At 69.9% G+C, this 24,928-nt stretch carries 21 protein-coding genes and 3 tRNA genes; 17 read left to right on the forward strand and 7 right to left on the reverse strand.

Features of this window, described 5'->3' with window-relative positions:
- The 4 genes from ilvN (at position 1) to metG (ending at position 5,069) form a co-directional block, all read left to right on the forward strand.
- Positions 1-513 carry an acetolactate synthase small subunit gene (gene ilvN, locus E6A21_RS06630; RefSeq protein WP_138443371.1) on the forward strand — a complete coding sequence of 171 codons (513 nt, stop codon included), beginning with the start codon at positions 1-3 and terminating at the stop codon, positions 511-513.
- Between the two features lie 53 nt (positions 514-566).
- Complete coding sequence (ilvC, locus tag E6A21_RS06635; RefSeq protein WP_138443372.1) at positions 567-1,592, forward strand: ketol-acid reductoisomerase; 1,026 nt, start codon at positions 567-569, stop codon at positions 1,590-1,592.
- Between the two features lie 137 nt (positions 1,593-1,729).
- Entirely contained in the window at positions 1,730-3,325 is a 1,596-nt protein-coding gene (gene serA / locus E6A21_RS06640; RefSeq protein ID WP_138443373.1) for a phosphoglycerate dehydrogenase, read from the forward strand.
- 184 nt (positions 3,326-3,509) lie between these two features.
- Entirely contained in the window at positions 3,510-5,069 is a 1,560-nt protein-coding gene (gene metG / locus E6A21_RS06645; protein ID WP_138443374.1) for a methionine--tRNA ligase, read from the forward strand.
- A gap of 79 nt (positions 5,070-5,148) precedes the next feature.
- Here the strand turns inward: metG and E6A21_RS06650 are convergent, their stop codons facing one another.
- The 4 genes from E6A21_RS06650 to E6A21_RS06665 all read right to left on the reverse strand — a co-directional run bounded on the left by E6A21_RS06650 (position 5,149) and on the right by E6A21_RS06665 (position 10,360).
- The gene (locus tag E6A21_RS06650) at positions 5,149-7,584 is read right to left on the reverse strand and encodes an FtsX-like permease family protein (protein ID WP_138443375.1); all 2,436 of its coding nucleotides are present in this window, start codon (positions 7,582-7,584) and stop codon (positions 5,149-5,151) included.
- Between the two features lie 2 nt (positions 7,585-7,586).
- A complete protein-coding gene (locus E6A21_RS06655) occupies positions 7,587-8,351 on the reverse strand; it encodes an ABC transporter ATP-binding protein (protein WP_138443376.1) in 765 nt (254 codons plus the stop codon).
- Between the two features lie 103 nt (positions 8,352-8,454).
- Positions 8,455-9,114 carry a response regulator gene (locus E6A21_RS06660; protein WP_138443607.1) on the reverse strand — a complete coding sequence of 220 codons (660 nt, stop codon included), beginning with the start codon at positions 9,112-9,114 and terminating at the stop codon, positions 8,455-8,457.
- 40 nt (positions 9,115-9,154) lie between these two features.
- Positions 9,155-10,360: a sensor histidine kinase gene (locus tag E6A21_RS06665; protein WP_138443377.1), complete on the reverse strand. Its 1,206-nt coding sequence runs from the start codon at positions 10,358-10,360 to the stop codon at positions 9,155-9,157.
- Positions 10,361-10,484: 124 nt separating this feature from the next.
- Between E6A21_RS06665 and E6A21_RS06670 the strand changes: the two genes are divergently transcribed.
- The 5 genes from E6A21_RS06670 to E6A21_RS06690 all read left to right on the forward strand — a co-directional run bounded on the left by E6A21_RS06670 (position 10,485) and on the right by E6A21_RS06690 (position 15,994).
- Positions 10,485-11,537 carry a 3-isopropylmalate dehydrogenase gene (locus E6A21_RS06670; RefSeq protein ID WP_138443378.1) on the forward strand — a complete coding sequence of 351 codons (1,053 nt, stop codon included), beginning with the start codon at positions 10,485-10,487 and terminating at the stop codon, positions 11,535-11,537.
- A 108-nt stretch (positions 11,538-11,645) separates the two neighbouring features.
- On the forward strand, positions 11,646-12,758 hold the full coding sequence (locus tag E6A21_RS06675; RefSeq protein ID WP_138443379.1) for a branched-chain amino acid aminotransferase: 1,113 nt from the start codon (positions 11,646-11,648) through the stop codon (positions 12,756-12,758).
- Positions 12,759-12,856: 98 nt separating this feature from the next.
- Positions 12,857-13,645: a fumarylacetoacetate hydrolase family protein gene (locus E6A21_RS06680; RefSeq protein ID WP_138443380.1), complete on the forward strand. Its 789-nt coding sequence runs from the start codon at positions 12,857-12,859 to the stop codon at positions 13,643-13,645.
- A gap of 62 nt (positions 13,646-13,707) precedes the next feature.
- Positions 13,708-15,231 carry a glutamate--tRNA ligase gene (gltX, locus tag E6A21_RS06685; RefSeq protein WP_138443381.1) on the forward strand — a complete coding sequence of 508 codons (1,524 nt, stop codon included), beginning with the start codon at positions 13,708-13,710 and terminating at the stop codon, positions 15,229-15,231.
- On the forward strand, positions 15,224-15,994 hold the full coding sequence (locus E6A21_RS06690; protein ID WP_138443382.1) for an HAD family hydrolase: 771 nt from the start codon (positions 15,224-15,226) through the stop codon (positions 15,992-15,994). The genes gltX and E6A21_RS06690 overlap by 8 nt, the downstream gene beginning before the upstream one ends.
- On the opposite strand, the gene E6A21_RS06695 is transcribed toward E6A21_RS06690, so the two are convergent.
- On the reverse strand, positions 15,991-17,460 hold the full coding sequence (locus E6A21_RS06695; RefSeq protein WP_246036249.1) for a hypothetical protein: 1,470 nt from the start codon (positions 17,458-17,460) through the stop codon (positions 15,991-15,993). The genes E6A21_RS06690 and E6A21_RS06695 overlap by 4 nt on opposite strands.
- A 222-nt stretch (positions 17,461-17,682) precedes the next feature.
- Here E6A21_RS06695 and E6A21_RS06700 point away from each other — a divergent pair.
- From E6A21_RS06700 to E6A21_RS06710, 3 genes are all read left to right on the forward strand, one after another.
- Positions 17,683-17,754: transfer RNA gene (locus E6A21_RS06700), tRNA-Gln, on the forward strand.
- 52 nt (positions 17,755-17,806) lie between these two features.
- Positions 17,807-17,879: transfer RNA gene (locus E6A21_RS06705), tRNA-Glu, on the forward strand.
- Positions 17,880-17,960: 81 nt separating this feature from the next.
- Positions 17,961-18,033: transfer RNA gene (locus E6A21_RS06710), tRNA-Glu, on the forward strand.
- A gap of 55 nt (positions 18,034-18,088) precedes the next feature.
- Here the strand turns inward: E6A21_RS06710 and E6A21_RS06715 are convergent.
- Positions 18,089-18,628 carry a DUF1697 domain-containing protein gene (locus E6A21_RS06715; protein WP_138443383.1) on the reverse strand — a complete coding sequence of 180 codons (540 nt, stop codon included), beginning with the start codon at positions 18,626-18,628 and terminating at the stop codon, positions 18,089-18,091.
- Positions 18,629-18,650: 22 nt separating this feature from the next.
- Positions 18,651-19,370 carry an IclR family transcriptional regulator gene (locus tag E6A21_RS06720; protein ID WP_138443384.1) on the reverse strand — a complete coding sequence of 240 codons (720 nt, stop codon included), beginning with the start codon at positions 19,368-19,370 and terminating at the stop codon, positions 18,651-18,653.
- 121 nt (positions 19,371-19,491) lie between these two features.
- Between E6A21_RS06720 and leuC the strand changes: the two genes are divergently transcribed.
- From leuC to E6A21_RS06745, 5 genes are all read left to right on the forward strand, one after another.
- Positions 19,492-20,934 carry a 3-isopropylmalate dehydratase large subunit gene (gene leuC / locus E6A21_RS06725; RefSeq protein WP_138443385.1) on the forward strand — a complete coding sequence of 481 codons (1,443 nt, stop codon included), beginning with the start codon at positions 19,492-19,494 and terminating at the stop codon, positions 20,932-20,934.
- Positions 20,935-20,981: 47 nt separating this feature from the next.
- The gene (leuD, locus tag E6A21_RS06730; RefSeq protein ID WP_138443386.1) at positions 20,982-21,581 is read left to right on the forward strand and encodes a 3-isopropylmalate dehydratase small subunit; all 600 of its coding nucleotides are present in this window, start codon (positions 20,982-20,984) and stop codon (positions 21,579-21,581) included.
- A 129-nt stretch (positions 21,582-21,710) separates the two neighbouring features.
- Positions 21,711-23,039, forward strand: coding sequence for a UDP-N-acetylglucosamine 1-carboxyvinyltransferase (murA, locus tag E6A21_RS06735; RefSeq protein ID WP_138443387.1), 1,329 nt, complete (start codon positions 21,711-21,713; stop codon positions 23,037-23,039).
- 74 nt (positions 23,040-23,113) lie between these two features.
- A complete protein-coding gene (locus E6A21_RS06740; protein ID WP_138443609.1) occupies positions 23,114-23,857 on the forward strand; it encodes a lysophospholipid acyltransferase family protein in 744 nt (247 codons plus the stop codon).
- A 53-nt stretch (positions 23,858-23,910) separates the two neighbouring features.
- On the forward strand, positions 23,911-24,927 hold the full coding sequence (locus E6A21_RS06745; RefSeq protein ID WP_138443610.1) for an NAD(P)H-dependent glycerol-3-phosphate dehydrogenase: 1,017 nt from the start codon (positions 23,911-23,913) through the stop codon (positions 24,925-24,927).
- Position 24,928: the final 1 nt, after the last annotated feature.

A 24,928-nucleotide genomic window follows, 5' to 3' on the forward strand; every position in this document is an offset into this window, starting at 1 on the left:
ATGGCCCGCCACACCCTGTCCGTGCTGGTCGAGGACAAGCCCGGCGTGCTGACGCGCGTCGCAGGCCTCTTCGCCCGCCGCGCGTTCAACATCCACTCGCTCGCAGTCGGTCCGACTGAGGTCGACGGCATCTCGCGCATCACCGTCGTCGTCGACGCCGAGGGCGACCTCCTCGAGCAGGTGACCAAGCAGCTCAACAAGCTCGTGAACGTCATCAAGATCGTCGAGCTGCTGCCCGACAACTCGGTACGGCGCGATCACCTCCTCATCAAGGTGCGTGCCGACGCCGCAACCCGGATCCAGGTCACCCAGGCAGTCGACCTGTTCCGCGCTTCCGTCGTCGACGTGTCGACGGACGCGATCGTCGTCGAGGCGACCGGGACGACTGAGAAGCTCGAGGCGCTTCTCACCGTCCTCGAGCCCTTCGGCGTCCGCGAGATCGTGCAGTCGGGTACTCTCGCGATCGGCCGCGGCTCGCGGTCGATGAGCGACCGCGCACTGCGCGCCAGCTAACGCCCCTGTCAAGCCAGCAGAGTTTTCCCAGTGAAGAGCCAAGGAGATATCAAGTGACTCACCTCTACTACGACGACGACGCCGACCTGTCGGTCATCCAGGGCCGCAAAGTCGCCGTCATCGGCTACGGCAGCCAGGGGCACGCCCACGCCCTGAGCCTCCGCGACTCGGGCGTCGACGTCCGCGTCGGACTCGCCGAGGGCTCGAAGTCGAAGGCCAAGGCCGAGGCCGAGGGCCTCCGCGTCCTCCCGGTCGCCGAGGCCGCCGAGGAAGCCGACCTCATCATGATCCTGACCCCGGACCAGGTCCAGGCGAAGGTCTACGCCGAGTCGATCGCCGACCACCTCAAGGCCGGCGACGCCCTCTTCTTCGGCCACGGCTTCAACATCCGCTACGGCTTCATCCAGCCGCCGGCAGAGGTCGACGTCGCGCTCGTCGCGCCGAAGGGCCCGGGCCACATCGTCCGCCGCGAGTTCGAGGCCGGACGCGGCGTCCCGGACCTCATCGCGGTCGAGCAGAACCCGTCGGGCAAGGCCAAGGAGCTCGCCCTCTCGTACGCGAAGGCCATCGGCGGCACGCGCGCCGGCGTCATCGAGACCACGTTCACCGAGGAGACCGAGACGGACCTCTTCGGCGAGCAGGCTGTCCTCTGCGGCGGTGCCTCCCAGCTCATCCAGTACGGCTTCGAGACCCTGACCGAGGCCGGCTACAAGCCGGAGATCGCGTACTTCGAGGTGCTCCACGAGCTCAAGCTCATCGTCGACCTCATGGTCGAGGGCGGCATCGCGAAGCAGCGCTGGAGCGTCTCGGACACCGCAGAGTTCGGCGACTACGTCTCGGGCCCGCGCGTCATCGATCCGCACGTCAAGGAGAACATGAAGGAAGTCCTCAAGGACATCCAGGATGGGACCTTCGCGAAGCGCTTCATGGATGACCAGGCGAACGGCGGGAAGGAGTTCCTCGAGCTGCGCAAGAAGGGCGAGGACCACCCGATCGAGGCGACCGGCCGCGAGCTGCGCAAGCTGTTCTCGTGGATCAAGTCGGACGACGACTACACCGAGGGCTCGGTAGCCCGCTAGTCGTCTCGAAGCGGCGGGCGCAGATCGCGCCCGCCGCTTCGGCTGTCCCGCGGAGCAGAGTGCTCCGGCTCACACCCCTCCCATCACCCCGCCCCAGCGTGAAGCATCCCGCCTGACCCGACCGGAGAGGCCCGCCCGTGTCCAACGAGAAGCCCGTCGTCCTCCTCGCCGAGGAACTGTCCCCCGCCACCGTCGAGGCCCTGGGCCCCGACTTCGAGATCCGCCACACCGACGGCGCCGACCGCTCCCAGCTCCTGCCGGCGATCGCGGACGTCGACGCAATCCTGATCCGCTCCGCGACGAAGCTCGACGCCGAGGCGATCGAGGCCGGCAAGAAGCTCAAGGTCATCGCGCGTGCAGGCGTGGGCCTCGACAACGTCGACATCAAGTCCGCGACCCAGGCGGGCGTGATGGTCGTCAACGCGCCCACCTCGAACATCGTCTCCGCCGCCGAACTGACGTGCGGGCACATCCTGAGCCTCGCCCGCAGGATCCCTGCGGCCAACGCCTCCCTCAAGGCGGGCGAGTGGAAGCGGTCCAAGTTCGCGGGCACGGAGCTCCTCGACAAGACGCTCGGGGTCATCGGCCTCGGGCGGATCGGCGCGCTCGTCGCTGCCCGCATGCAGGCGTTCGAGATGAACATCGTCGCGTTCGACCCCTACGTGACGTCGGCGCGCGCCGCGCAGCTGGGAGTCAAGCTCGTGACCCTCGACGAGCTCCTCGCCCAGAGCGACTTCATCACCATCCACATGCCGAAGACCCCCGAGACCCTGGGCATGCTCGGCGCCGACGCGTTCGAGAAGATGAAGCAGACGGCGTATGTCGTCAACGTCGCCCGCGGCGGACTTGTCGACGAGGACGCTCTCACGAAGGCCCTCGAGGCCGGGAAGATCGCCGGCGCCGGCATCGACGTCTTCGAGAACGAGCCGAGCACCAACCTTCCGTTCTTCGAGTACCCGAACGTGGTGGTGACTCCGCACCTCGGTGCCTCGACCGACGAGGCCCAGGAGAAGGCGGGCATCTCGGTCGCCAAGTCCGTGCGCCTCGCCCTCGCCGGAGAGCTCGTGCCGGACGCCGTCAACGTCGCGGGCGGCGTCATCGCGCCCGACGTGCGCCCCGGCATCCCGCTCGTCGAGAAGCTCGGCCGCATCTTCACGGCCCTCAGCCACGAGCCGGTCACCCAGATCGACGTGGAGGTCGCCGGCGAGATCGCCTCGCTCGACGTGAAGTCGCTCGAGCTCGCGGCGCTCAAGGGCGTGTTCATGGACGTCGTGTCGGAGAAGGTCTCGTACGTCAACGCGCCGGTGCTCGCGGAGCAGCGCGGGGTCGGCGTCCGCCTCCTCACGACGGCCGAGGCCGAGGACTACCGCAACGTCCTCACGATCCGCGGTCTGCTCTCCGACGGGACCCAGGTCTCCGTCGCGGGCACGCTCACGGGCCCCAAGCAGATCCAGAAGCTCGTCGGCATCAACGGCTACGACCTCGAGATACCGATCTCGGAGCACCTCGTGGTGATGAGCTACACCGACCGCCCCGGCGTCATCGGCACGATCGGCCACATCCTGGGCATGAACGGCGTGAACATCGCCGGCATGCAGGTGGCCCGGGCCGAGCAGGCGGGCGAGGCGATGGCGCTCCTCACCGTCGACTCGAAGATCCCGGCCAACGTGCTCGAGGCCGTGAAGAGCGAGATCGGCGCCACGGCGGTGCGCGAGATCGACCTCGAGGACTGAGCTTCCCCGCACTCCTTCAACGGGAGCCTCCCCGGAGGCAGCGGGCGTACGACGGCGGGCCTCACCGAAAGCGGTGGGCCCGCCGTCGCCGTGTCCGGGAGTCGACGCCATCCGCGGGCACCGAGGCCGAGGCAGCAGCCCGCAGCATTCGCCGCCTGCCCTGCCGATCCGGTAATTTTTAGGGGTGACGTCCGCAGCCGGGAAGCCCCCGTTCTACATCACCACCGCCATCACGTACCCGAACGGGGAGCCGCACATCGGCCACGCCTACGAGTACATCGCAACCGACGCGATGGCGCGCTTCAAGCGGCTGGACGGATACGACGTCTTCTTCATGACCGGCACGGACGAGCACGGCCTCAAGATCGCCCAGTCGGCGCAGAAGGCGGGCATCACGCCCAAGGAGTTCGTCGACCGCAACGCGGAGCTCTACAAGGAGACCCACGCCGCCCTGGGCGTGAGCTACGACCGCTTCATCCGCACCACCGATCCCGAGCACTACGAGTCCGCCCAGGCGATCTGGAAGCGGATGGAGGAGAACGGGGACATCTACCTCGACAAGTACGAGGGCTGGTACTCGGTGCGCGACGAGGCTTACTACACCGAGGACGAGACCGTGGTCCGCGACGGCGTGCGGTACACGAAGGAGACCGACACCGAGGTCACGTGGACGGCCGAGGAGAGCTACTTCTTCCGCCTCTCGGCGTACCAGGAGAAGCTGCTCGCGCTCTACGAGGCGCAGCCCGAGTTCGGGGCCCCGCAGTACCGCTTCAACGAGGTCATCTCCTTCGTGAAGCGCGGCCTCGAGGACCTGTCCATCTCAAGGACCACGTTCGACTGGGGCATCCCCGTCCCCGGTGCCCCCGGCCACGTCATGTACGTCTGGGTCGACGCGCTCACGAACTACCTCACGGGCGTCGGCTTCCCGGACGTCGAGTCCGAGTCCTTCCGCAGGTTCTGGCCCGTCGATGTCCATGTGATCGGCAAGGACATCTCGCGCTTCCACGCCGTCTACTGGCCGGCCTTCCTCATGAGCGCCGGCATCGACGTGCCCAAGCGCGTCATGATCCACGGCTTCCTGCAGAACAACGGCGTCAAGATGTCCAAGTCGCTCGGCAACGTCGTGGCGCCGCGCGATTTCATCAGCCAGTACGGGCTGGACCAGGTCCGCTACTTCCTGCTCCGCGAGGTCCCGTTCGGCGCCGACGGCAGCTACAACCACGACGCGATCGTGGGCCGCATGAACGCCGATCTCGCCAACAACCTCGGCAACCTCGCCCAGCGCTCGCTCTCGATGGTCGCCAAGAACCTCGACGGCGTCGTGCCGGAGCCGGGGGACCTGACGGACGGCGACAGGGCCCTGCTCGACGCGGCGGGGGGCCTCCTGGAGGCTGCCCGCGCCGCGTTCGAGAAGCAGGAGTTCAGCCGAGCCCTCGAAGCGATCTGGGGCGTGCTCGGGGACACCAACGCGTACTTCGCCGAGCAGGCCCCGTGGGTCCTGCGCAAGACGGACCCTGCCCGCATGGCCACCGTGCTCTACGTGACGCTCGAGGTCCTGCGCATCGTCTCGATCCTCGTCCAGCCGGTCATGCCCGCGTCGGCCGGGCAGCTGCTCGACCTCCTGGGCCAGGGCGACGGCGAAGCGCGGCAGTTCGCCGCGCTCGCCGCCCGGATCGCACCGGGCACGCGGCTGCCCGCACCGGCTCCGATCTTCCCGAGGTATGAGGAGCCGGTGCAGGCCTAGCCGCCCTGCTCGGACGGGGCTAGTCGACCGCGAGGCCGGCCACAGGGGAGAGGCGTGCGGCTCGGCGCGCGGGAAGCACCTACGCGCCGAGGCCGGCTGCCGCCGCGACGACGACGACGGCGACCACCTGCGCCCACGGGATGATCGCGGTGACGGTCGCGAATGTGCTCAGTGCGGTCTGAGCGCCGAGCCAGCCGTACAGGATCCCCAGCGCGGTGCCGATCACGGCCGCGACGCCCGCCACGAGGACGGCTTCGAGGGCCAGCATGCCCCGGAGCTGCCCTCGGGTGAGGCCCAGAGCCCGGAGCAGGGAGTTCTCGCGGGTCCGCTCGAGCACCGAGAGCGAGAGGGTGTTGGCGACGCCGATGAGCGCGATGAGCACGGCGACGGCCAGCAGGCCCGTGACGACGAGGAGCAGGGTGTTGATGACCTGCGTGAAGGTCGCCTTCTCGATCGCGGCTCCCGAGACCTCCGATTCCTGAACCCCCAGAGCCTGGGCGACCTGGGTCCTGAGCGTCGCGACCGCTGCGCCGTCGAGCTTCGGGTCGACGCTGAGCCAGACCTGCTGGGGCAGGTCGCCCGGGCGCGCCTGGAGCGTCCCCGGAAGGACGAGGGCGGGCAGATCGGTTGCCGTGCCCGCCGTGACCGCGAGGGACGCGGAGCGCGGGTCCGCGCCTCCGCTGGTCCCCGGACCGGGCGTGACGGCTGCAGTCGTCGTCGCCGCACCGTGGGGGAGCACGATGCCTCCGGGTGCGGGCCGGTCCAGGGGACTCTGGATGACGGCGGCGGCGTCCGAGGCGCTGATCTTGTAGACGGGGGCGTACACCGCGCGCGGCGTGCTGTGCGTCTGGACTGATCCGACCGGAGTCAGGACGGCGGAGGCCTCGACACCTGCCAGGGCGCGCACGCTCGCTAGCTGCTGGGCCGTGAAGGGGGCGCCCGGCGTTCCGTTGACTGCCATGCCCACGGGGAAGTGCCGGTCCAGCGACGACCCCAGGGCGGCTTGGGCGGTGGCGGCACCGGTCATCATCATCGTCACGAGCGTCACGCCGATCACGAGCGCGGACGCAGTAGCCGTGGTCCTCCGGGGGTTGCGCACCGCATTGACGGCAGCCATCCTGCCGGGGACGCCCGCAGGAGCCGCGAGGAGGCCGGCGGCCGCAACGAGCCGCGGCACGAAGAGCGCAGCCGCGAGCACGATGCCCACGAAGGAGACGGCGCCCGCCGGGACGGCGAGCAGGAGGTTCCCCTTCGCAGCGCCGATACCGAGGCCGACGGCGCCGAGTGCGGTCAGCGCGAGGCCGACGACGAGCCGTACGCGGCCGGCTGTCCGCCGGAGAGTCGGCTCCTCCGAGGGGCGGAGTGCGGCGAGCGGCGAGACTCGGGTCGCGGCGCGCGCAGGGAAGAGCGCCGCCAGGACTGTCAGGAGCGTGCCGACGGCGAGCCCGACGAGGATCGACGATGCTGGCACGGCGAGGGTCGCGTACTGGTATCGCGGGTTCTGCGCGAGGAGCGCGACGACGACCGCGACGACCCCGACGGCCACGCCGACCCCGAGCACCGAGGCGACGATTCCGGTGATGAGTGCTTCGAGGATCACCGATGCGCGGATCTGCCGACGGCTCGCGCCGATGCACCGGAGGAGGGCGAGCTCCCGCGTGCGCTGCGCGATGAGGACCGAGAACGTGTTGGCCACCACGAGGCCCGCCACGAGCAGGGCGACGGCGGCGAAGGCGAGCAGGATGATCGTCAGGCGGTCGGAGCCGCCCGTGAAGGACTTGATCGTCGCCACCGTCTTCTCGGACGGGGTCATGACGCTGCCGGGCGCCTGATGGACCGCAGCATCGAGGGCGGAGGCCACGGCCGCCCGGTCAGAGCCGGGCGCGACGAGCACCGTGATCGAGGCGTAGGCCGGCTGTGCGCCCGAGAGGGCGGAGAGGGTCGCGGGAGGCGCCGCGAACTGCGCCGCCCAGGACTGCTGCGGATCGGTCGACGCCGCCATGATGCCGGTCACCGTCGTCGTCAGGGTGCGGGGGCCCGCACCGGTTCCCGAGGCGAGCAGCTCGACGGTGCTGCCCACCGCGAGTCCGCGCGCGGCGGCCGTCTTCGCGTCGACCGCTACCTGGCCTGCCGCCGTCGGCCATGAGCCCGAGGTGAGGGCGACGGGCTCGAGCCGTGCTGACGCCGGCAGGTTCCGGGCGAGGCCGCCGATCGTCGTCGAGCCGATCTTCGCCTGGATCTGGAGCTGCTGCTCGGCGTAGCTATCGGCTACCCCGGGTGTCTGCGCCACTGCGGCAGCATCGGCTGCCGAGAGATACGTGCCCTCGTGGGGCGGGGAGACGACGAGGTCTGCCTTCGCGTAGTCCTGGCCGATGCTCGCGACGAGCGATGCGGTCGTCGAGGCGTTGACCATGAGGGTTGCGGAGAGGAACCCGACTGCGAGGAGGACGGCGAGGACGATGGCGACGAATCGTCGCGCGTGCGTCCTCAGCTGGCTGAATGCGACCTGCAGCATGCCTAGCCCTCGACCTTCGCGAGGGCCGCGAGCACGGTCTCGACCGTGGGATCGGCGATCGATCCGGCGAGGCGGCCATCGGCCAGGAGGACGACCCGGTCGGCGTAGCTCGCCGCGACGGGGTCGTGCGTCACCATGATGATGCTCTGTCCCATCTCCCGGCTGCTCCGCCGGAGCATGCCGAGCACTTCGGCCCCCGAACGGGAGTCGAGGTTGCCGGTCGGCTCGTCGGCGAAGACGACGGCGGGGCGCGTGAGCAGAGCGCGGGCGACCGCGACGCGCTGCTGCTGCCCGCCGGAGAGCTCGTGCGGCTTGTGGTCCAGCCGGTCGCGCAGCCCGAGCGTCTCGGCGAGCTGTTCGAACCACGCGTCGTCGACCGAGCCTCCGGCGAGGCTCACGGGCAGCGTGATGTTGGCACGGGCCGTGAGCGTGGGGACGAGGTTGAAGGCCTGGAACACGAAGCCGACGCGATCGCGCCGGAGCTGGGTCAGGGCCTTGTCGCCGAGGCCCGTGAGCTCGGTTCCGCCGATGGTGATGGTCCCGGCGTCGGCAGTGTCGAGGCCTGCGAGGCAGTGCATGAGGGTCGACTTGCCCGAGCCCGAGGGGCCCATGATGGCGGTGAACTGGCCAACGGGGAACGCGATGTCGATGCCGCGGAGGGCCTCGACCGCCGTCTCGCCGCGCCCGTACGTCTTGCGGAGGCCGCTCGCGGTCACGGCGTCTCTGAGGCCGGACCGCGGGTGGATGGATTCGGAGGTGGTGGTCATGCTTCCACGCTATGGATCCAGGAGGCCCCGGCGGATCGCGCCGTGGGCTGATCTTCCCGCTGTCGAATGCCCTCCGCCTCCGCCTGTGGGATGACGCCGGGGACTACGGAGCCACCGCCCCCGTCGCGTACGCGATCATGACGACGTGGACCCGGTCCCGGGCCTGCAGCTTCGCGAGGATCCGACCGACGTGGGTCTTCACCGTCGCTTCGGAGACGACGAGTGTGTCCGCTATCTCGGTGTTAGAGAGCCCCTGGGCGATGAGCACGAACACCTCATGCTCCCGCGCGGTCAGGGTGTCCACCGCCCGGGCCTCTGCTGTCACCTCGGGCCCCGGTTCCCGCAGGAGCGTCGCCATGTGGTCGAGGAGGCGCCGTGTCGTGGAGGGGGCAATGACGGCGTCGCCCCGGTGGACCGTCCTGACGGCGGCGAGGAGCTCCTCCGGGGGCGCGTCCTTGAGCAGGAACCCGCTTGCCCCGGCCCGGATGGCCGAGAGGGCGTATTCGTCGAGGTCGAACGTCGTGAGCACGACGACCTTGGGGGCCGGGACGGGGGCGGCGGCGAGGAGTCGGCGGGTGGTCTCGATCCCGTCGAGCCGTGGCATCCGCACGTCCATGAGGACGACGTCGGCACCTGTCCGCTGGAGCACTCGCAGCGCCTCGAGGCCGTCGCCGGCTTCGGCGACGACACTCAGGTCGGGCTGGGAGTCGATGAGCATCCTGAACCCTCCACGGACGAGCTGCTGGTCGTCCACGAGGGCCACCCGGATGGGACTTGTCACCGAGGGTTCGTTGTCAGGGATGTCAGGCCTCCGTGTAGGGGATGAACGCTCGGACGAGGAAGCCCCCACCAGCGAGGGGCCGCGCGTCGACCGATCCATCGTAGAGGGCGACGCGTTCGGCCATGCCTCGAAGCCCCTGGCCGTCCCCGGGGGCAGGGTCCGCGGCTGCCCCGCGCCCGTCGTCTGCGATGAGGAGCTCGAGGCCCCGTGGCGTCCACCGCTCGAGGACGGACGCCGAGGCCTTGGGGCCGGCGTGCTTGAGGACATTCGTGAGGGATTCCTGCACGATGCGGTACGCGGTCAGCTCCGCCCCGACCGGAAGGGCCCGCCGCGGCGTGCCGTCCGCGGCGAACGCCACGACGAGCCCCGAACGGCGCACGGCGTCGAGGAGGGCCGGAACGTCCTCGAGCGTGGGGAGCGGCCGGGTGGCCACGGCGCCGTCGCCCCTGAGGACGCCGAGGAGGCGGCGCATCTCCCGCAGCGAACCGCGCCCCGTCTCGCTGATCGTGCCGAGCACGGACCCTGCAATGGAAGGATCGTGGACCGCCGCGTACCGGGCGCCGTCGGCCTGGGTGATGATGACCGAGAGGGAATGGGCCACGATGTCGTGCATCTCCCGAGCGATCCGGCTGCGTTCGTCGGCCGCGGCGAGCCCGCGCTCCTGTTCCCGCTCGACCTCGAGGCGCCGGGCACGCTCCTCGAGCGCCTGGACCGCGAGGCGACGGGCGCGGGCGAGGTCGCCCAGCGTCCACGCGACGAGCACGACGGCGCCGATCGCCACCGCGCCGACCAGCTGCACGGGCACGCGGACCCCGGCCTCGCCCGTCGAGAGGTAGGCGCTCGCGGTCATGGGCAGGAAGAAGTAGCGCAGGACGAAGAGGAGGCCCCCGAAGAGGCCTGCCCCGAGGCCCGCGAGGCTTGCCCACCGGGGACCGTACGCGGCGAGCGAGTACACGGTCGCGAGGGCCAGGGCCTGGGCGATGACCGGCTGGCTGCCGAAGACGACCTCGATGAGGCACGCGGCTGCCACGGCTGCTCCGGAGGCGACCGGGCGCGTCCGCCTCCACGCGAGGGGCACGATGACCAGCGCGGAGAAGACGAGTTCGCGGGGGCGGAACCCGAGCGCGTACGGAGCTGAGAGGAACACGAGGAGCCCGAGCGCCGCGAGCGCGTCGACCCGGCCGGGGTGGGCCTGGGCCCAGCGGTAGAAGCGGTGATGCGCTCGCATGATCCCTGAGCCTAGGCTGACGGGCGACGGCGCGCATCAGGCCCCGGTCTGATCCGCGGGGCGGCCCGTCTTGTCATCTGAGACGAGTTGTTCAAGATATGGATGGTCTTCCTACCGTGGGAGCATGACGCAGACTCTCGACCTAGCAGTGATCCCCGGTGACGGCATCGGACCAGAGGTCACGGCGGAGGCCCTCAAGGTCCTCCACCGGGCCCTCGAAGGGACGGATGTCGAAGTCAAGGAGACGCACTACAGCCTCGGCGCCCAGCACTGGCTCGCGACGGGGGAGACGCTTCCGGAGGACGTCCTCGCGGACATCCGCGGCCGCGATGCGATTCTGTTCGGGGCGGTCGGCGCCGCGCCGGGCGACACTCGTATTCCGTCCGGGATCATCGAGCGCGAGCTGCTCCTCAAGCTGCGCTTCACGCTCGACCACTGCGTCAACCTCCGCCCGTCGCGCCTCTACGCGGGCGTCGGCAGCCCGCTCGCCGCGCCCGGCGAGATCGACTTCGTCGTCGTGCGCGAGGGCACCGAGGGGCCCTACGTGGGCAACGGGGGCTCGATGCGGACCGGCACCCCGCACGAGATTGCGACCGAGGTATCGGTCAACACGGCCTACGGCGTGGAGCGCGTGGTCCGCGAAGCGTTCCGCCGGGCGTCGCTGCGCCCCCGCAGGAAGGTCACCCTCGTCCACAAGCACAACGTCCTCGTCCACGCCGGCCACCTCTGGAAGCGCACGGTCGAGGCGGTCGCCGCGGAGTTCCCCGAGGTCGAGCACGACTACCTGCACGTCGACGCCGCCACGATCTTCCTCGTGAGCGACCCAGCCCGCTTCGACGTCATCGTGACCGACAACCTCTTCGGCGACATCCTCACGGACCTCGCAGGGGCCGTCACGGGAGGCATCGGCCTCGCGGCGTCCGGGAACATCAACCTCGACGGCAGCGCGCCGTCGATGTTCGAGCCCGTCCACGGGTCTGCGCCGGACATCGCGGGCCAGCAGAAGGCGGACCCGACCGCCGCGATCCTCTCGGCCGCGCTCCTGCTCGACCACGTCGGCCAGGGCGAGGCGGCGGCACGGATCGAGGCGGCCGTGCGGGCGGACGTCGAGTCGCGGACGCCGGGGGAACGACGCACGACGACTGAGATCGGCGCGGCGATTGCGGAGCGGGTCTGAGGCGTAAGCTGTAGGCACCGACAGCCCCGAGGCCTTCGCCGCGGGGCGGCGTGCCGCGGGATGAGCGGCACAGGCGGGATCAAGGCGCAGGATTGATGTGGAGGAACCATGACTCAGAACGCCGTCGGCGTCGAGTTCGCGCAGCGGCTCACCGAGAACCCGACGACCGCTGAGAGGCGTGCCGCGATCCTCGAGGATCCCGGTTTCGGCAACTACTTCACCGACCACACGGCGGTCATCGACTGGTCGATCGATGCCGAGGGCCGGGGCGGCTGGCACCAGGCGCGCATCGAGCCGTACGGCCCGATCGCGATGGATCCCGCGGCTGCCGTGCTTCATTATGGCCAGGAGATCTTCGAGGGCCTCAAGGCCTACCGTCACGCGGACGGCAGCGTCTGGACGTTCCGTGCCGAGGCCAACGCCCACCGGTTCAACCGCTCGGCCCAGCGCCTCGCCCTGCCCGAGCTTCCGCCCGAGCTCTTCGTCGAGTCGCTGCGGCAGCTCGTTTCGGTGGACAGGGACTGGGTGCCCAGCGGGGACGGAGAGGCGCTCTACCTGCGCCCCTTCATGATCGCGACCGAGGCCTTCCTGGGGGTGCGCCCCGCACGCGAGGTCTCCTACCGCGTCATCGCCTCGCCCGCCGGGAACTACTTCGGCGGCGCCCTCAAGCCGGTCTCAATCTGGCTCTCGGAGCACTACGCCCGCGCGGGCCACGGCGGCACCGGCGAAGCGAAGTGCGGCGGCAACTACGCGGCGTCGCTCGCGGCCCAGCTCGAGGCCGAGGCCAACGGCTGCAAGCAGGTCCTCTTCCTCGACCCGTACAACGACAACGCGGTCGAGGAGCTCGGGGGGATGAACATCTTCTTCGTGTTCACCGACGGCCGGGTGGTCACGCCCGCGCTCAACGGCAACATCCTGCGTGGGGTGACTCGGGACTCCGTCCTGCAGCTCGCGTCCGACCGGGGCCTGTCCGTCGAGGAGCGCAAGATCACGATCGACGAGTGGCGGGCCTCGGTGGCCGACGGCACGCTCGCAGAGGTCTTCGCGTGCGGCACCGCGGCGGTGATCACTCCCATCGGCGAGCTCAAGACGGCCGAAGGCTCGCTCGTCTCGCCTGCGGCAGGCCCGGATTCGGTCGCCATGAGCATCCGTGAGCAGCTCCTCGGCATCCAGACCGGCGCGGTCGAGGACCTCCACGGCTGGCTCACCCGGCTCGCCTGATCCGGCACCGGCCGGCAATCCGCTCAGCGACGGCGCGTTCCCTCCAGAGGGGACGCGCCGTCGTCGTGCATGCGGCTGCCCGCGATAGGGTAGGCGCCATGCGTATCGCCCGTTTTGTCATTGATGCTGCCTCGGATTCGACCCCCCTCTACGGCGTGGTGCAGGGAGACCCCGGCAGCGAGCAGGTGGCAGTCATCAAGGGTGACCCGTTCTTCCAGGGCATCACGCCCACGGGCGAGGTCCACCGTCTCGAGGATGTCCGTCTCGTGGCGCCGATCATCCCGCGGAGCAAGGTCGTGGGCATCGGGCGCAACTACGCGGACCACGCGAAGGAGCTCGGCAACGAGCTGCCCACCGAGCCTGCCATGTTCCTCGTCGCGAACACCGCGGTCGTGGGCCCCGGCGATCCCGTGGTCCTGCCCGAGTGGACGGAGGAGGTCTCCTACGAGGGCGAGCTGTGCGTCGTCATCGGCCGCATCTGCAAGGACGTGCCCGCAGAGAAGGCGCACGAGGTGGTCTTCGGCTACACCGTCGGCAACGACTTCACCGCGCGGGACAGGCAGCGGACCGACGTGCAGTGGGCGCGCGCGAAGTCCTTCGACACGTCGTCGCCCCTCGGCCCTTGGATCGAGACCGAGCTGGACCCCGAGGACCTCTCGCTCGTGACGCGCCTGAACGGCAGGGTCGTCCAGGACGGGACGACGGCGGACATGGTCTTCGGCGTGCGGGAGCTCGTCGCAGCCGTGTCGCAGGCCTTCACACTCCTCCCCGGCGACGTCATCATGACCGGCACCCCGGCGGGTGTGGGCCTCGTCACCGAAGGCGACCGCATCGAGGTCGAGATCGAGGGGATCGGGACCCTTTCCAATCCCGTCGTGCGCCGATAGCAGCGGCCGCAGGCAGGCGCGCGCGGCTGCGCGGCGTGCCCGCGGCCTAGAATGGGGTCACTATGACTTCCTCCGCCGATACCGCCTTGCTTGACGCCGACGCCATCCCCTCCGTCACCCCCGACACCCCGGTCCGCGTTCGCTTCTGCCCGTCGCCGACGGGCACGCCGCACGTGGGCATGGTGCGCACGGCCCTGTTCAACTGGGCCTACGCGCGCCACACCGGCGGCACCTTCGTGTTCCGCATCGAGGACACGGACGCGCAGCGCGACTCGGAGGAGAGCTACCAGCAGATCGTGGAGGCGCTGCGGTGGCTCGGCCTCACCTGGGACGAGGGGATCGACGTCGGAGGCCCCCATGAGCCGTACCGGCAGTCGCGTCGCCTCGGCCTCTACAAGGAGGTCGCCGGGAAGCTCAAGGACGCGGGCTTCCTGTACGAGTCCTACTCGACGCCGGACGAGATCGAGGCGCGCCACCGTGCAGCGGGCCGCGACCCCAAGCTCGGCTACGACAACTCGGACCGGGACCTGACCCCGGAGCAGATCGCAGCCTTCCGCGCGGAGGGCCGCGAGCCCGTGCTGAGGTTCCGGATGCCCGATGAGGACGTCGCCTTCGACGATCTCATCCGCGGCGAGATCCGCTTCAAGGCCGGGACCGTGCCGGACTTCGTCGTCGTGCGCGCCGACGGTTCGCCCCTGTACACGCTCGTCAACCCGGTCGACGACGCCCTCATGGGAATCACGCACGTGCTCCGTGGAGAGGATCTCCTCTCCTCGACGCCGCGCCAGGTCGCGCTGTACCACGCGCTCCACGCGGTCGGCGTCGCCTCCTACATGCCGCTCTTCGGCCACCTGCCCTACGTCATGGGCGAGGGGAACAAGAAGCTCTCGAAGCGCGACCCGCAGTCGAACCTGTTCCACCACCGCGACCGCGGCTTCATTCCCGAGGGCCTGCTGAACTATCTCGCCCTGCTCGGGTGGTCGCTCTCCGCGGACGAGGACATCTTCACGGTCGAGCAGCTCGTCGACAACTTCGACATCGCCGATGTGCTGCCCAACCCCGCGCGCTTCGACCAGAAGAAGGCAGAGGCGATCAACGGCACCCACGTGCGCCTCCTCGATCCCGAGGACTTCCGGGACCGGCTCGTGCCGTACCTCCGTGCCGCCGGCATCGTGGGCGAGGCGCTCACGCCGCGCGAGGAGCAGATCCTCACGGAGGGAGCGCCGCTCATCCAGGAGCGGATCACGCTGCTTGGCGAGGCGCCCGGGATGCTGGGCTTCCTTTTCGCCGACGACGATTCGATCACGGTCGAGGACGACGCGCGGAAGGGGCTTCCCGAGAACCTCACCGAAGTACTCGACGCAGCGATTTCTGCCCTCGAGCCGCTCGAGGAGTGGACCGCCGAGGCGATCCAGGACGCTCTTCGCGCGGCCCTCGTCGACGGGCTCGGCATCAAGCCGCGGCTTGCGTTCGGGCCCGTGCGCGTCGCAGTCTCGGGACGCCGCGTCTCGCCCCCGCTCTTCGAGTCGATGGTGATCCTCGGGAAGGACTCCTCGCTCGCGAGGCTCAGGGCCTTCCGTGGCTGACGGCGCCCACGGTTCGGCCGGTCGGGGCGGTCGGCCTGTCGAGGGTGTCCTCCTGGACATCGACGAGACGCTCGTCGACCTCGAGGGCGCCATGCACCGGGCCCTCCGCGAGGTGACGGCGCCGTACGCCACCCTCGACGAGGCGGGCTGGACGCAGTTCTGCAACCTGTTCACCCGCGGTTCCGAGGACATCTACGAGCGGTACGTCGCAGGCGAGATCACGTTCGCCGAGCAGCGTGTGCTGCGTGCGGAGCGGTGCCTCGCGAATGCCGGGACGGAGTTCCCGGACGCGGCGGCGGCCATGGCGTGGCTCAGCGCCTACGAGGCGGCGCAGCCGGCCTATGTGCGTGCGTTCGACGACGTTGCGCCCCTCCTCGATGCGCTCGACGCCGCGGGCGTCCCCTACGGCGCGGTCAGCAACAATGTCCACGACTACCAGCGGGCCAAGCTCGACCACGCCGGCCTCGAGAGGGTCGGGATCCTCGTGGGGATCGACGCTGTCGGCGCCGCGAAGCCGGACCCGGCGATCTTCCGCGAAGGCCTGCGTCTCCTCGGCACGAGCGCCGAAGGCACGGTGTACGTGGGGGACAATCCGCATCACGACGTCATCGGCGCCGAAGCCGCGGGCCTCAAGGGCATCTGGCTCAACCGCTCCCGCAGGGAGCTCCCCGAGGACCTCGCTGCGCGGATCAGCGTGCAGGTCGGAAGCCTCGAGGAGTTGCCGGCCCTCATCGGTCTGAGGCCGGCGGCCGAGTCCGGCTAGACCCTGACCAGTCCCGCCCTGACGCGGCTGCGGATGAGCGCGGCGAGCACGGCGAACACGATGAGTGCTCCGATGACGGCCAGCGCTGCGGGACCTCCCGTCGAGGACGTCGGCGAGACGCCGGCTGTCCCTGCATGCAGTTGCGCGGCTCCGTCCGCGAGGGCCCTGTTGCCCTCAGCGAGCTGGCCTGTACCGGTGGCCAGCTGCTGATTTCCGCTCGCGAGCTGGGTCGCGCCGTCGGCCACCTTCTGGCTTCCGTCGGCGAGGGCCGTGTTGCCCTGGGAGAGCTGGGCCGCGCCGTCTGCGAGCTTCGACGCTCCTCCGAGGAGCCCGCTGTTCGGGTCGCCCGCGCCGGTCACGCCGTCGTCCAGCTGCGTGGCACCGGCTGAGAGGGCCGCGGCGCCGGCATTAAGGGAGTCTGCGGCCTTGAGCAGCCCGGGGTGCTCCGGATCGCCCGCGATGCCATTCATGCCCACGACGATCGCCGCGGTGCCGGCGGCGAGCTGCTGGGTGCCCAGCACGAGGCCGGGGGCGTTCGGGTCCTGGCTGTCGACCTTCTGGTCGAGGACGTTGAAGCCGTCCCTGAGCCGCTGGGCACCGTTGCTGAGACGGCCGGCGCCGGCGTTGAGCTGGCCGGCGCCCGTGTCGAGCTGTCCCGCGCCGGCGTCCAGACGGGCGGCACCGGCGGCGAGCAGGGCGATCTTGTCCTTGACGAGTGCGAGGGGGAGGGCGCCGGTTGCTCCGTTCGCGGCGTCGAGCAGCTGCTGGAGGCCTTGGGCCAGGGCTGCGGTGCCGGTTCCCTGGGTCGGGTCGCCGTTGGCGCCCGGGTAGCCCTTGAGCTGTTGAGTTCCGGCCGCGAGCTGCGAGGTGCCGTTCGCGAGCTGGGCCGCGCCCGCAGCAAGCTGGGAGGCGCCGTCCGCAAGGTTGTCGGGCGACGTGCCCGAAGGCGTCGGAGTCAGGACTCCCGCGAGGGCTGCCGCGCCGTCGCGGATCTTCTGGGCGCCGTCGTCGACCTTGTACACGCCCGGGGCCAGTTTCGAGCGCACGTCCGCCGCGACCTTCTGCGTACCGGTGAGCAGGCGCTGGGCGCCGTCGGCCAGCTGCTGGGTGCCGGGGGCGAGCTTGTCGCGGATGCCGTCGCGGAGCGCTGCGGCGCCGGAGCTGAGCGCGGCGGAACCTGCCTGCGCCTTGTGAGCCCCGTCGTCGAGCTGCGAGGCGCCGTTGGCGAGCGTGTTCGAGCCGGTCGAGGCCGCGTGGGCGCCCTCGTTGAGCTGGGACGCTCCCGAGGCCGCCTTGGCCGCCCCCTCGCTGAGCTGGCGGGAGCCGTCGGTGAGCTTCGCCGAGAGCAGCGTGTAGAAGGCAAGGAAGGCGACGAGCATCAGGGCGAGAAGGACGACGGCGGCCCGGCGAATGGCAAGGGACGGATTCGAGGGGAGCCGCGGGAGGAAGAACGGAGGGATGGGCACTTGGACCTCTCTCGGTAGTTACCAACAAGTAACTTACCGAGAGTAAATGTGATCTAGATCATCCTGCAAGGGTTGTTTTCGAGGCATTCGTCGTCCCCGCCCTGCCCAGACCGCGCGATTTGGCACGGCATGGGTCGATCTTGTAAAGTAATTACTCGTGCTGAAGGGCACGGAGCGCGTCGGATCGAACGATTCGCGGGGGTCCGAGTCCGGAAGACACCTTGGGATATGGTGTAATTGGCAACACTACGGTTTCTGGTACCGTCATTCTAGGTTCGAGTCCTGGTATCCCAGCTCCTGATGCCCCGTGAGCGAGCGGCGGGTCTGACGGTCAGGTAAAGTACACGGCCCCATCGTATAGCGGCCTAGTACGCCGCCCTCTCACGGCGGTAACGCGGGTTCGAATCCCGCTGGGGTCACGTGGGTCCGTGGATTTTCCGCCGGACCCTTCGTCAAGCCTTCATACGACGCCGCGAGGCGTCCGGGTGGAGGTGCAGTGAGGCCCCATCGTATAGCGGCCTAGTACGCCGCCCTCTCACGGCGGTAACGCGGGTTCGAATCCCGCTGGGGTCACTGCCACGGACGCCCCCGGTTCTCTGAGCCGGGGGCGTTCTGCTGTCTTCGGGTCCTAGCCCGCGAGCCTCTGCGCCGCGGCCTGGATCTTGAGCATCGTGCGCAGATTGCGCGTCGTCGTCGTGGCCTTGAACCTGGCCTTCGCCGTCGCCTTCGACATCGCGCTGTCGAGCGTTCCGCCGACCGGCGCAAGCCAGGCCGTGGCGGTCGGGGAGAGGCGGGCGTGCTCGGTGCCCGCGTTCTCGGCAACGTCCCAGAGCTCGTCGAGCGCGGCTGGGTCCGTCGAGAGGGTCACGTAGGTGTGGGTCGAGGCGTCGTCGGGAGGATAGGGACAGGCGCCCACCATGTCGTCGAGGTCGTCGGCCGGGACGACGATGACCCATGCGTCGTAGCCGAATCGCTCCCGGAGCGCGTTCTGGACTGCTTCCTTGAGCGCGTCCGCTGGGAGCTCCGAACGGAGGACGGCGTTCCCGCTCGCCAGCAGGGTCGAGACATCCGTCACCGGGAGTTCGGCGAGGGTCTCCTTGACCTCGGCCATCTTGAGGTTGATCCCGCCCACGTTCACGCCCCTCAGGAAGACGGCGTAAGCGGTCATGCGGGCCTCCTTCGGCGAGGTCTCAGTCGTTTCCCTTGCGCAGTGCCTCCGTGAGGAGGCGGGCGGCGCTGCAGACGACCTCAGCATGCTGACGCCCGGGCTGGCGCGTCAAGCGCTCGATGGGGCCGGAGATGGAGACGGCAGCGATGACCCGGCCGGACGGACCTCGGACAGGCGCCGACACGGAGGCGACCCCCGGCTCGCGTTCCCCGAGAGACTGGGCCCAGCCCCGGCGTCGCACGCCCGCCAGTACCGTCGGGGTGAAGCGCGCGTTGTTGAGGCCTTCCAGGAGCCGGTCGTGGTCCTCCCACGCGACCAGGACCTGAGCGGCCGAGCCGGCCTTCATGGTGAGCTGCGTGCCGACCGGAATGGTGTCGCGGAGTCCCACGGGGCGCTCGGCCGACGCGACGCAGGCACGCCAGTCGCCCTGGCGGCGGAAGATCTGGGCGCTCTCTCCGGTCGCGTCGCGGAGCTGGACGAGGATCGGGCCAGCCGCGGCGATGAGCCGGTCTTCGCCGGCGGCCGAGGCGAGCTCGACGAGACGGGAGCCGAGGACGAACCGCCCCTGGATGTCGCGGGCCACGAGGCGGTGGTGGACGAGGGCGAGGGCAAGCCGGTGGACCGTGGGCCGGGCGAGTCCGGTTGCCGAGACGAGCTGGGCCAGAGTCGTCGGTCCTGCCTCGAGTGCATCGAGCACCATCGCAGCCTTGTCGATCACGCCTACGCCACTAGAATTGTCCATAGCTTGATATTGCTGTCTCAAAATCTGAGATGCAAGTCCGTGGACTGGCCCGATCGCCAGCGTCCTGCTGGACTGGTGTAGAGGCGCCTGCGGCGCGGAAGAGAACCGAAGGGAGCTGGCCATGGGACGCACTCTGGCCGAGAAGGTCTGGGACGCGCACGTCGTGCGCAAAGGCGAGGCCGGCCAGCCCGACCTCCTCTACATCGACCTGCACCTCGTGCACGAGGTGACCTCCCCCCAGGCGTTCGAGGGCCTCCGCCTCGCCGGCCGTCCGCTCAGGCGCCGCGACCTGACGGTTGCGACGGAGGACCACAACACCCCGACGCTCGACATCGACAGGCCGATCGCGGACCCCACGAGCAGGACGCAGATCGAGACCCTGCGCGCGAACTGCAAGGAGTTCGGCGTCCGCCTCCATCCCCTGGGGGACAAGGAGCAGGGGATCGTGCACGTCGTCGGACCCCAGCTGGGCCTCACCCAGCCCGGCCTGACGATTGTCTGCGGCGACTCGCACACCTCCACGCACGGAGCGTTCGGTGCGCTCGCCATGGGAATCGGCACCTCCGAGGTCGAGCACGTCATGGCCACGCAGACGCTGCCGCTCAAGCCGTTCAAGACGATGGCCATCACGGTCGAGGGCAAGCTCAGGCCGGGCGTGAGCTCGAAGGACATCATCCTCGCCGTGATCGCGAAGATCGGCACCGGCGGCGGCCAGGGCTACGTCCTCGAGTACCGCGGCTCCGCAATCCGCGCGCTGTCCATGGAGGCGCGCATGACGATCTGCAACATGTCGATCGAGGCCGGCGCGAGGGCCGGCATGGTCGCTCCCGACGAGACGACCTATGCCTTCATGAAGGGCCGTCCGCACGCCCCGCAGGGCGAGGAGTGGGACGCCGCCGTCGAGTACTGGAACACCCTGCACACCGACGACGACGCAGTCTTCGACGCGGAGGTCTTCCTCGACGCCAACGAGCTCGAGCCGTTCGTCACGTGGGGCACGAATCCGGGCCAGGGCGTCTCGCTCTCCCAGTCCGTGCCCGACCCCGATTCGTTCGCCGACGAGAACGCCAAGGCGGCCGCGCGTCGCGCCCTGACGTACATGGACCTGGCCCCGGGAACTCCGATGAAGGACATCCGGGTCGACACCGTCTTCCTCGGCTCGTGCACCAACTCCCGCCTCGAGGATCTGCGGGCCGCGGCCGAGATCATCCGCGGGCGCCAGAAGGACCCGAACGTGCGCATGCTCGTCGTTCCGGGTTCCGCACGCGTCCGCCTCGAGGCCGAGGCTGAGGGCCTGGACCAGGTCTTCAAGGACTTCGGCGCCGAATGGCGCTTCGCCGGCTGTTCGATGTGCCTGGGCATGAACCCGGACCAGCTCGCTCCGGGCGAGCGGTGCGCCTCGACGTCCAACCGCAACTTCGAAGGCCGTCAGGGCAAGGGCGGCCGCACCCACCTCGTCTCGCCCGTCGTCGCCGCGGCGACGGCGATCCGGGGGACCCTCTCCTCGCCGTCGGACCTCGGCGCGGTGCCCGCCGCAGCCGGGACGAGCGGCCACTCCGCCTGAGCCGGGGCTCCCCGGGACCACATACCCTTCAAGACAGGAAGCCCGCCATGGAGAAGTTCACCTCCCACACCGGGATCGGTGTCCCGCTGCGCCAGAGCAACGTGGACACCGACCAGATCATCCCCGCCGTGTTCCTCAAGCGGGTCACGCGCACCGGCTTCGAGGACGCGCTGTTCTCGAGCTGGCGCAAGGACGAGTCGTTCATCCTGAACCAGGAGCCGTTCAATCGCGGCTCCGTGCTCGTCGCCGGCCCTGACTTCGGCACCGGCTCCTCCCGCGAGCACGCCGTCTGGGCGCTCAAGGACTATGGCTTCCGCGTCGTGCTGTCCTCACGTTTCGCGGACATCTTCCGCGGCAACTCCGGCAAGCAGGGCCTCCTGGCCGCCGTCGTCGCCCAGGACGACGTCGAGCTGATCTGGAAGGAGCTCGAGAACCACCCGGGCACCCAGATCACGGTCGACCTCGAGTCGAAGACCGTGACGTGCGGCAATCTGGTGGCGCCGTTCGAGATCGACGACTACACGCGGTGGCGCCTCCTCGAAGGCCTCGACGACATCGGGCTGACGCTCCAGCACGAGGACGAGATCGCGGCGTACGAGGCGAAGCGGCCCTCGTTCAAGCCCACCACCCTCCCGGTCCGGAACTGAGCCTGCGCGCGCCGCCCGGCCGGGGCGGCGCGCGCACGCGGTGTTTCGCGCGCCGAGGGGCGAGCTTCTATGCTTAGCAGGGTCCGCGGCCCGGTGTGCGGCCAGGCGAGCAGTGAGGAAGCAACATCCATGAGCAGTGTCCTGACCATCCGCGGTGGCGTGCCGCTTTCGGGGCGGGTGACCGTCCGGGGAGCCAAGAACCTCGTGCCGAAGGCCATGGTCGCGTCCCTGCTCGGCGATGAGCCCTCCGTGCTCGGGAACGTTCCGGACATCAAGGACGTCGAGGTGGTGCGGAACCTCCTGCAGCTCCACGGAGTGGAGATCCAGCAGGACGCCGGCGCGGGGAACCTCACGCTCGATCCCTCGAACGCGCGCACGGCGCGCGTCGCCGACATCGACGCCCACGCAGGCGATTCGAGGATCCCGATCCTCTTCTGCGGGCCGCTCATCCACGCCATCGGCGAGGCGTTCATCCCGGACCTCGGCGGGTGTCGCATCGGCGACCGCCCGATCGACTTCCATCTGGGCGTCCTCAGGCAGTTCGGGGCGGTCGTCGACAAGCGCCCCGGAGGCATCAGCATCTCGGCGCCGAAGGGTCTCAAGGGTGCCAAGATCTCCCTCCCATACCCGAGCGTCGGAGCCACCGAGCAGGTTCTGCTGAGCGCGACGAAGGCCGAGGGCATCACCGAGCTCAAGGGCGCGGCCACGGAGCCGGAGATCGTCGACCTCATCGCGGTGCTCCAGAAGATGGGGGCGCTCATCTCGATCCAGTCGGACCGGACCATCCGGATCGAGGGTGTCCGCTCCCTCGGTGGTTTCACCCACACCGCGCTCCCGGACCGCAACGAGGCGGCGTCCTGGGCTTCGGCGGCCCTCGTCACGAAGGGCGACATCTTCGTCGAGGGTGCGCTCCAGCGGGACATGATGACCTTCCTCAACACCTTCAGGAAGCTCGGCGGCGGGCTCGAGATCAGGGACGACGGGATCCGCTTCTACCACCGGGGCGGAAAGCTCTCGCCGCTCGTCGTCGAGACCGACGTCCACCCCGGCTTCATGACCGACTGGCAGCAGCCGCTCGTCGTCGCGCTCACCCAGGCCGAGGGCGTCTCGATCGTGCACGAGACCGTGTACGAGAACCGCTTCGGCTTCACCGAGGCGCTGCGCAGGATGGGCGCTGCCATCCAGGTGCACCGCGAATGCCTTGGAAGCGTCCCGTGCCGCTTCGGGCAGCGGAACTTCCTGCACTCGGCGGTCATCTCGGGGCCGACGAGCCTTCACGGGGCCGACTTCGACGTGCCGGACCTCCGCGGCGGATTCAGCCACCTCATCGCCGCCTTCGCGGCCCAGGGAACGTCCCGCGCTACGGGAGTCGACGTCATCAAGCGCGGCTACGAGCACTTCACGGACAAGCTCGAATCGCTCGGAGCGGACTTCGACCTCCTCGAGGGGGCGGCGTGAAGCGCGGGGCCGCGTCGGAGAGCACGAGCGAGCGGATCGCCTTCGCGTTCGCGGGTGCGGTGGTCCGGCCCATCATGAATGCGCTCATGGGCAGGGCCTGGCTGCGGACGGATCGGCTCCCCGAGGGAGGATTCATCGCCTGCCCCAACCACTGCACGGAAATCGACCCGCTCGTCGTGGGGCACATGCTCTACAGCCAGGGCCGGCCGCCGCACTTCCTCGCCAAGGCAGGGCTCTTCAAGCCGCCCGTGCTCAAGCAGGTCATGCAGGGGACGAAGCAGATCCCCGTGGACCGCAGCGGCACCGGCGCGGGGAGGTCCCTCGAGGTGGCACGCGAAGTCCTCGACGAGGGCGGTGCCATCCTCATCTACCCGGAGGGCACGCTGACCCGAGACCCAGATCTGTGGCCCATGAAGGGCCACACCGGCGCCGCGCGCCTCGCGCTCAAGACCGGAGCCCCGGTCGTGCCGATCGCCCACTGGGGTGCCCAGGAAGTCTTCCCGCGCTACGCCAAGCGCTTCCACGTCTGGCCGCGAAAGCGCGTGCGGGTGCTCGTGGGCGAGCCCGTCGACCTGAGCGAGTTCGAGGGCCGGCCGCTCGACAAGTCCACCCTCGTCGCCGCCACGGAGAGGATCATGGACGCGATCACGGCCCTCCTCGCGGAGCTTCGCGGCGAGGAACCGCCGGGGGAGCGCTGGGACCCGTCGGCGCATCAGCAGAGCCTGCACGGCCGGGACGTCGAGCGCGGCACGGATCCCCTGAACGGCACGGATCCCCTGAAGGGTGCAGGAGCGAACGACGGCGGGATCCCCGCGTGAGCGCTGGGCTCGCCGCAGGCGGGGCGTCGCAGGCGCACGAGGCCGCCGAGGACATCACGGACGTTGCCGTGTTCGGGGCGGGGAGCTGGGGAACGACCTTCGCGAAGGTCCTCGCCGATGCGGCCGCCGCCCACGCCACTCCGCGCAGCATCCGGGTCTGGGGACGCAATCCGGAGACGATCGCGGACATCAACCGCCGCCGGAACGGCCGCTACCTCGGGGACATCGAACTGCCCGAAGGCATCAGGGCGACGACGGATCCGTCGGCAGCCCTTGCGGGGGCCCAGCTCGTCGTCTTCGCCGTTCCGGCCCAGTCGCTGCGTGCGCAGCTCGAGCAGTGGCGCAGCCTCATCCCGGCCGACGCCGTCGTCATGTCCCTCATGAAGGGCCTCGAGGTCGGCACCGACCTGCGGATGACCGAGGTGATAGCCGAGGTCACCGGAATCGCTCCCGCCCGCATCGCGGTGCTCTCCGGGCCCAACCTCGCCATGGAGATCGCGCGGAGGGAGCCCACGGCGTCCGTCGTTGCCTGCGCCGACGAGGAGCTCGCCCGCCGGATCGCGCGCGTCTGCACGGCACCGTACTTCCGCCCCTACACGTCGAACGACGTGGTCGGCGCGGAGATCGGCGGCATCGTCAAGAACGTCATCGCACTGTGCGTCGGCATCTGCGAGGGCAAGGGCATGGGAGACAACACGAAGGCCTCCGTCATGACGCGCGGCCTCGCCGAGACGACCCGCCTTGCCGTGGCCCTCGGCGCCGACCCCCACACGCTCGCCGGGCTCGCAGGGCTCGGCGACCTCGTCGCAACCTGCGCATCGAGGCTCTCGCGGAACCACACTGCGGGAACGCTCCTCGGCCAGGGGCTGAGCGTCGACGAGCTCGCGAACCACATGACGCAGGTCGCCGAGGGCATCAAGTCCGCACCTGCGGTCCGTGAGCTCGCCCGGCGCGTCGGTGTGGAGATGCCCATCACCGAGGCTGTCGTCGCCGTTCTGGCCGGCCGCGTCGGTGTCGACCAGCTTGAGTCGCTCCTGCTTGCGCGGGAGCTCAAATCGGAAGGCGAATAGC

The organism is Sinomonas susongensis, from assembly GCF_005877005.1.
Taxonomy (GTDB): Bacteria; Actinomycetota; Actinomycetes; order Actinomycetales; family Micrococcaceae; genus Sinomonas; species Sinomonas susongensis.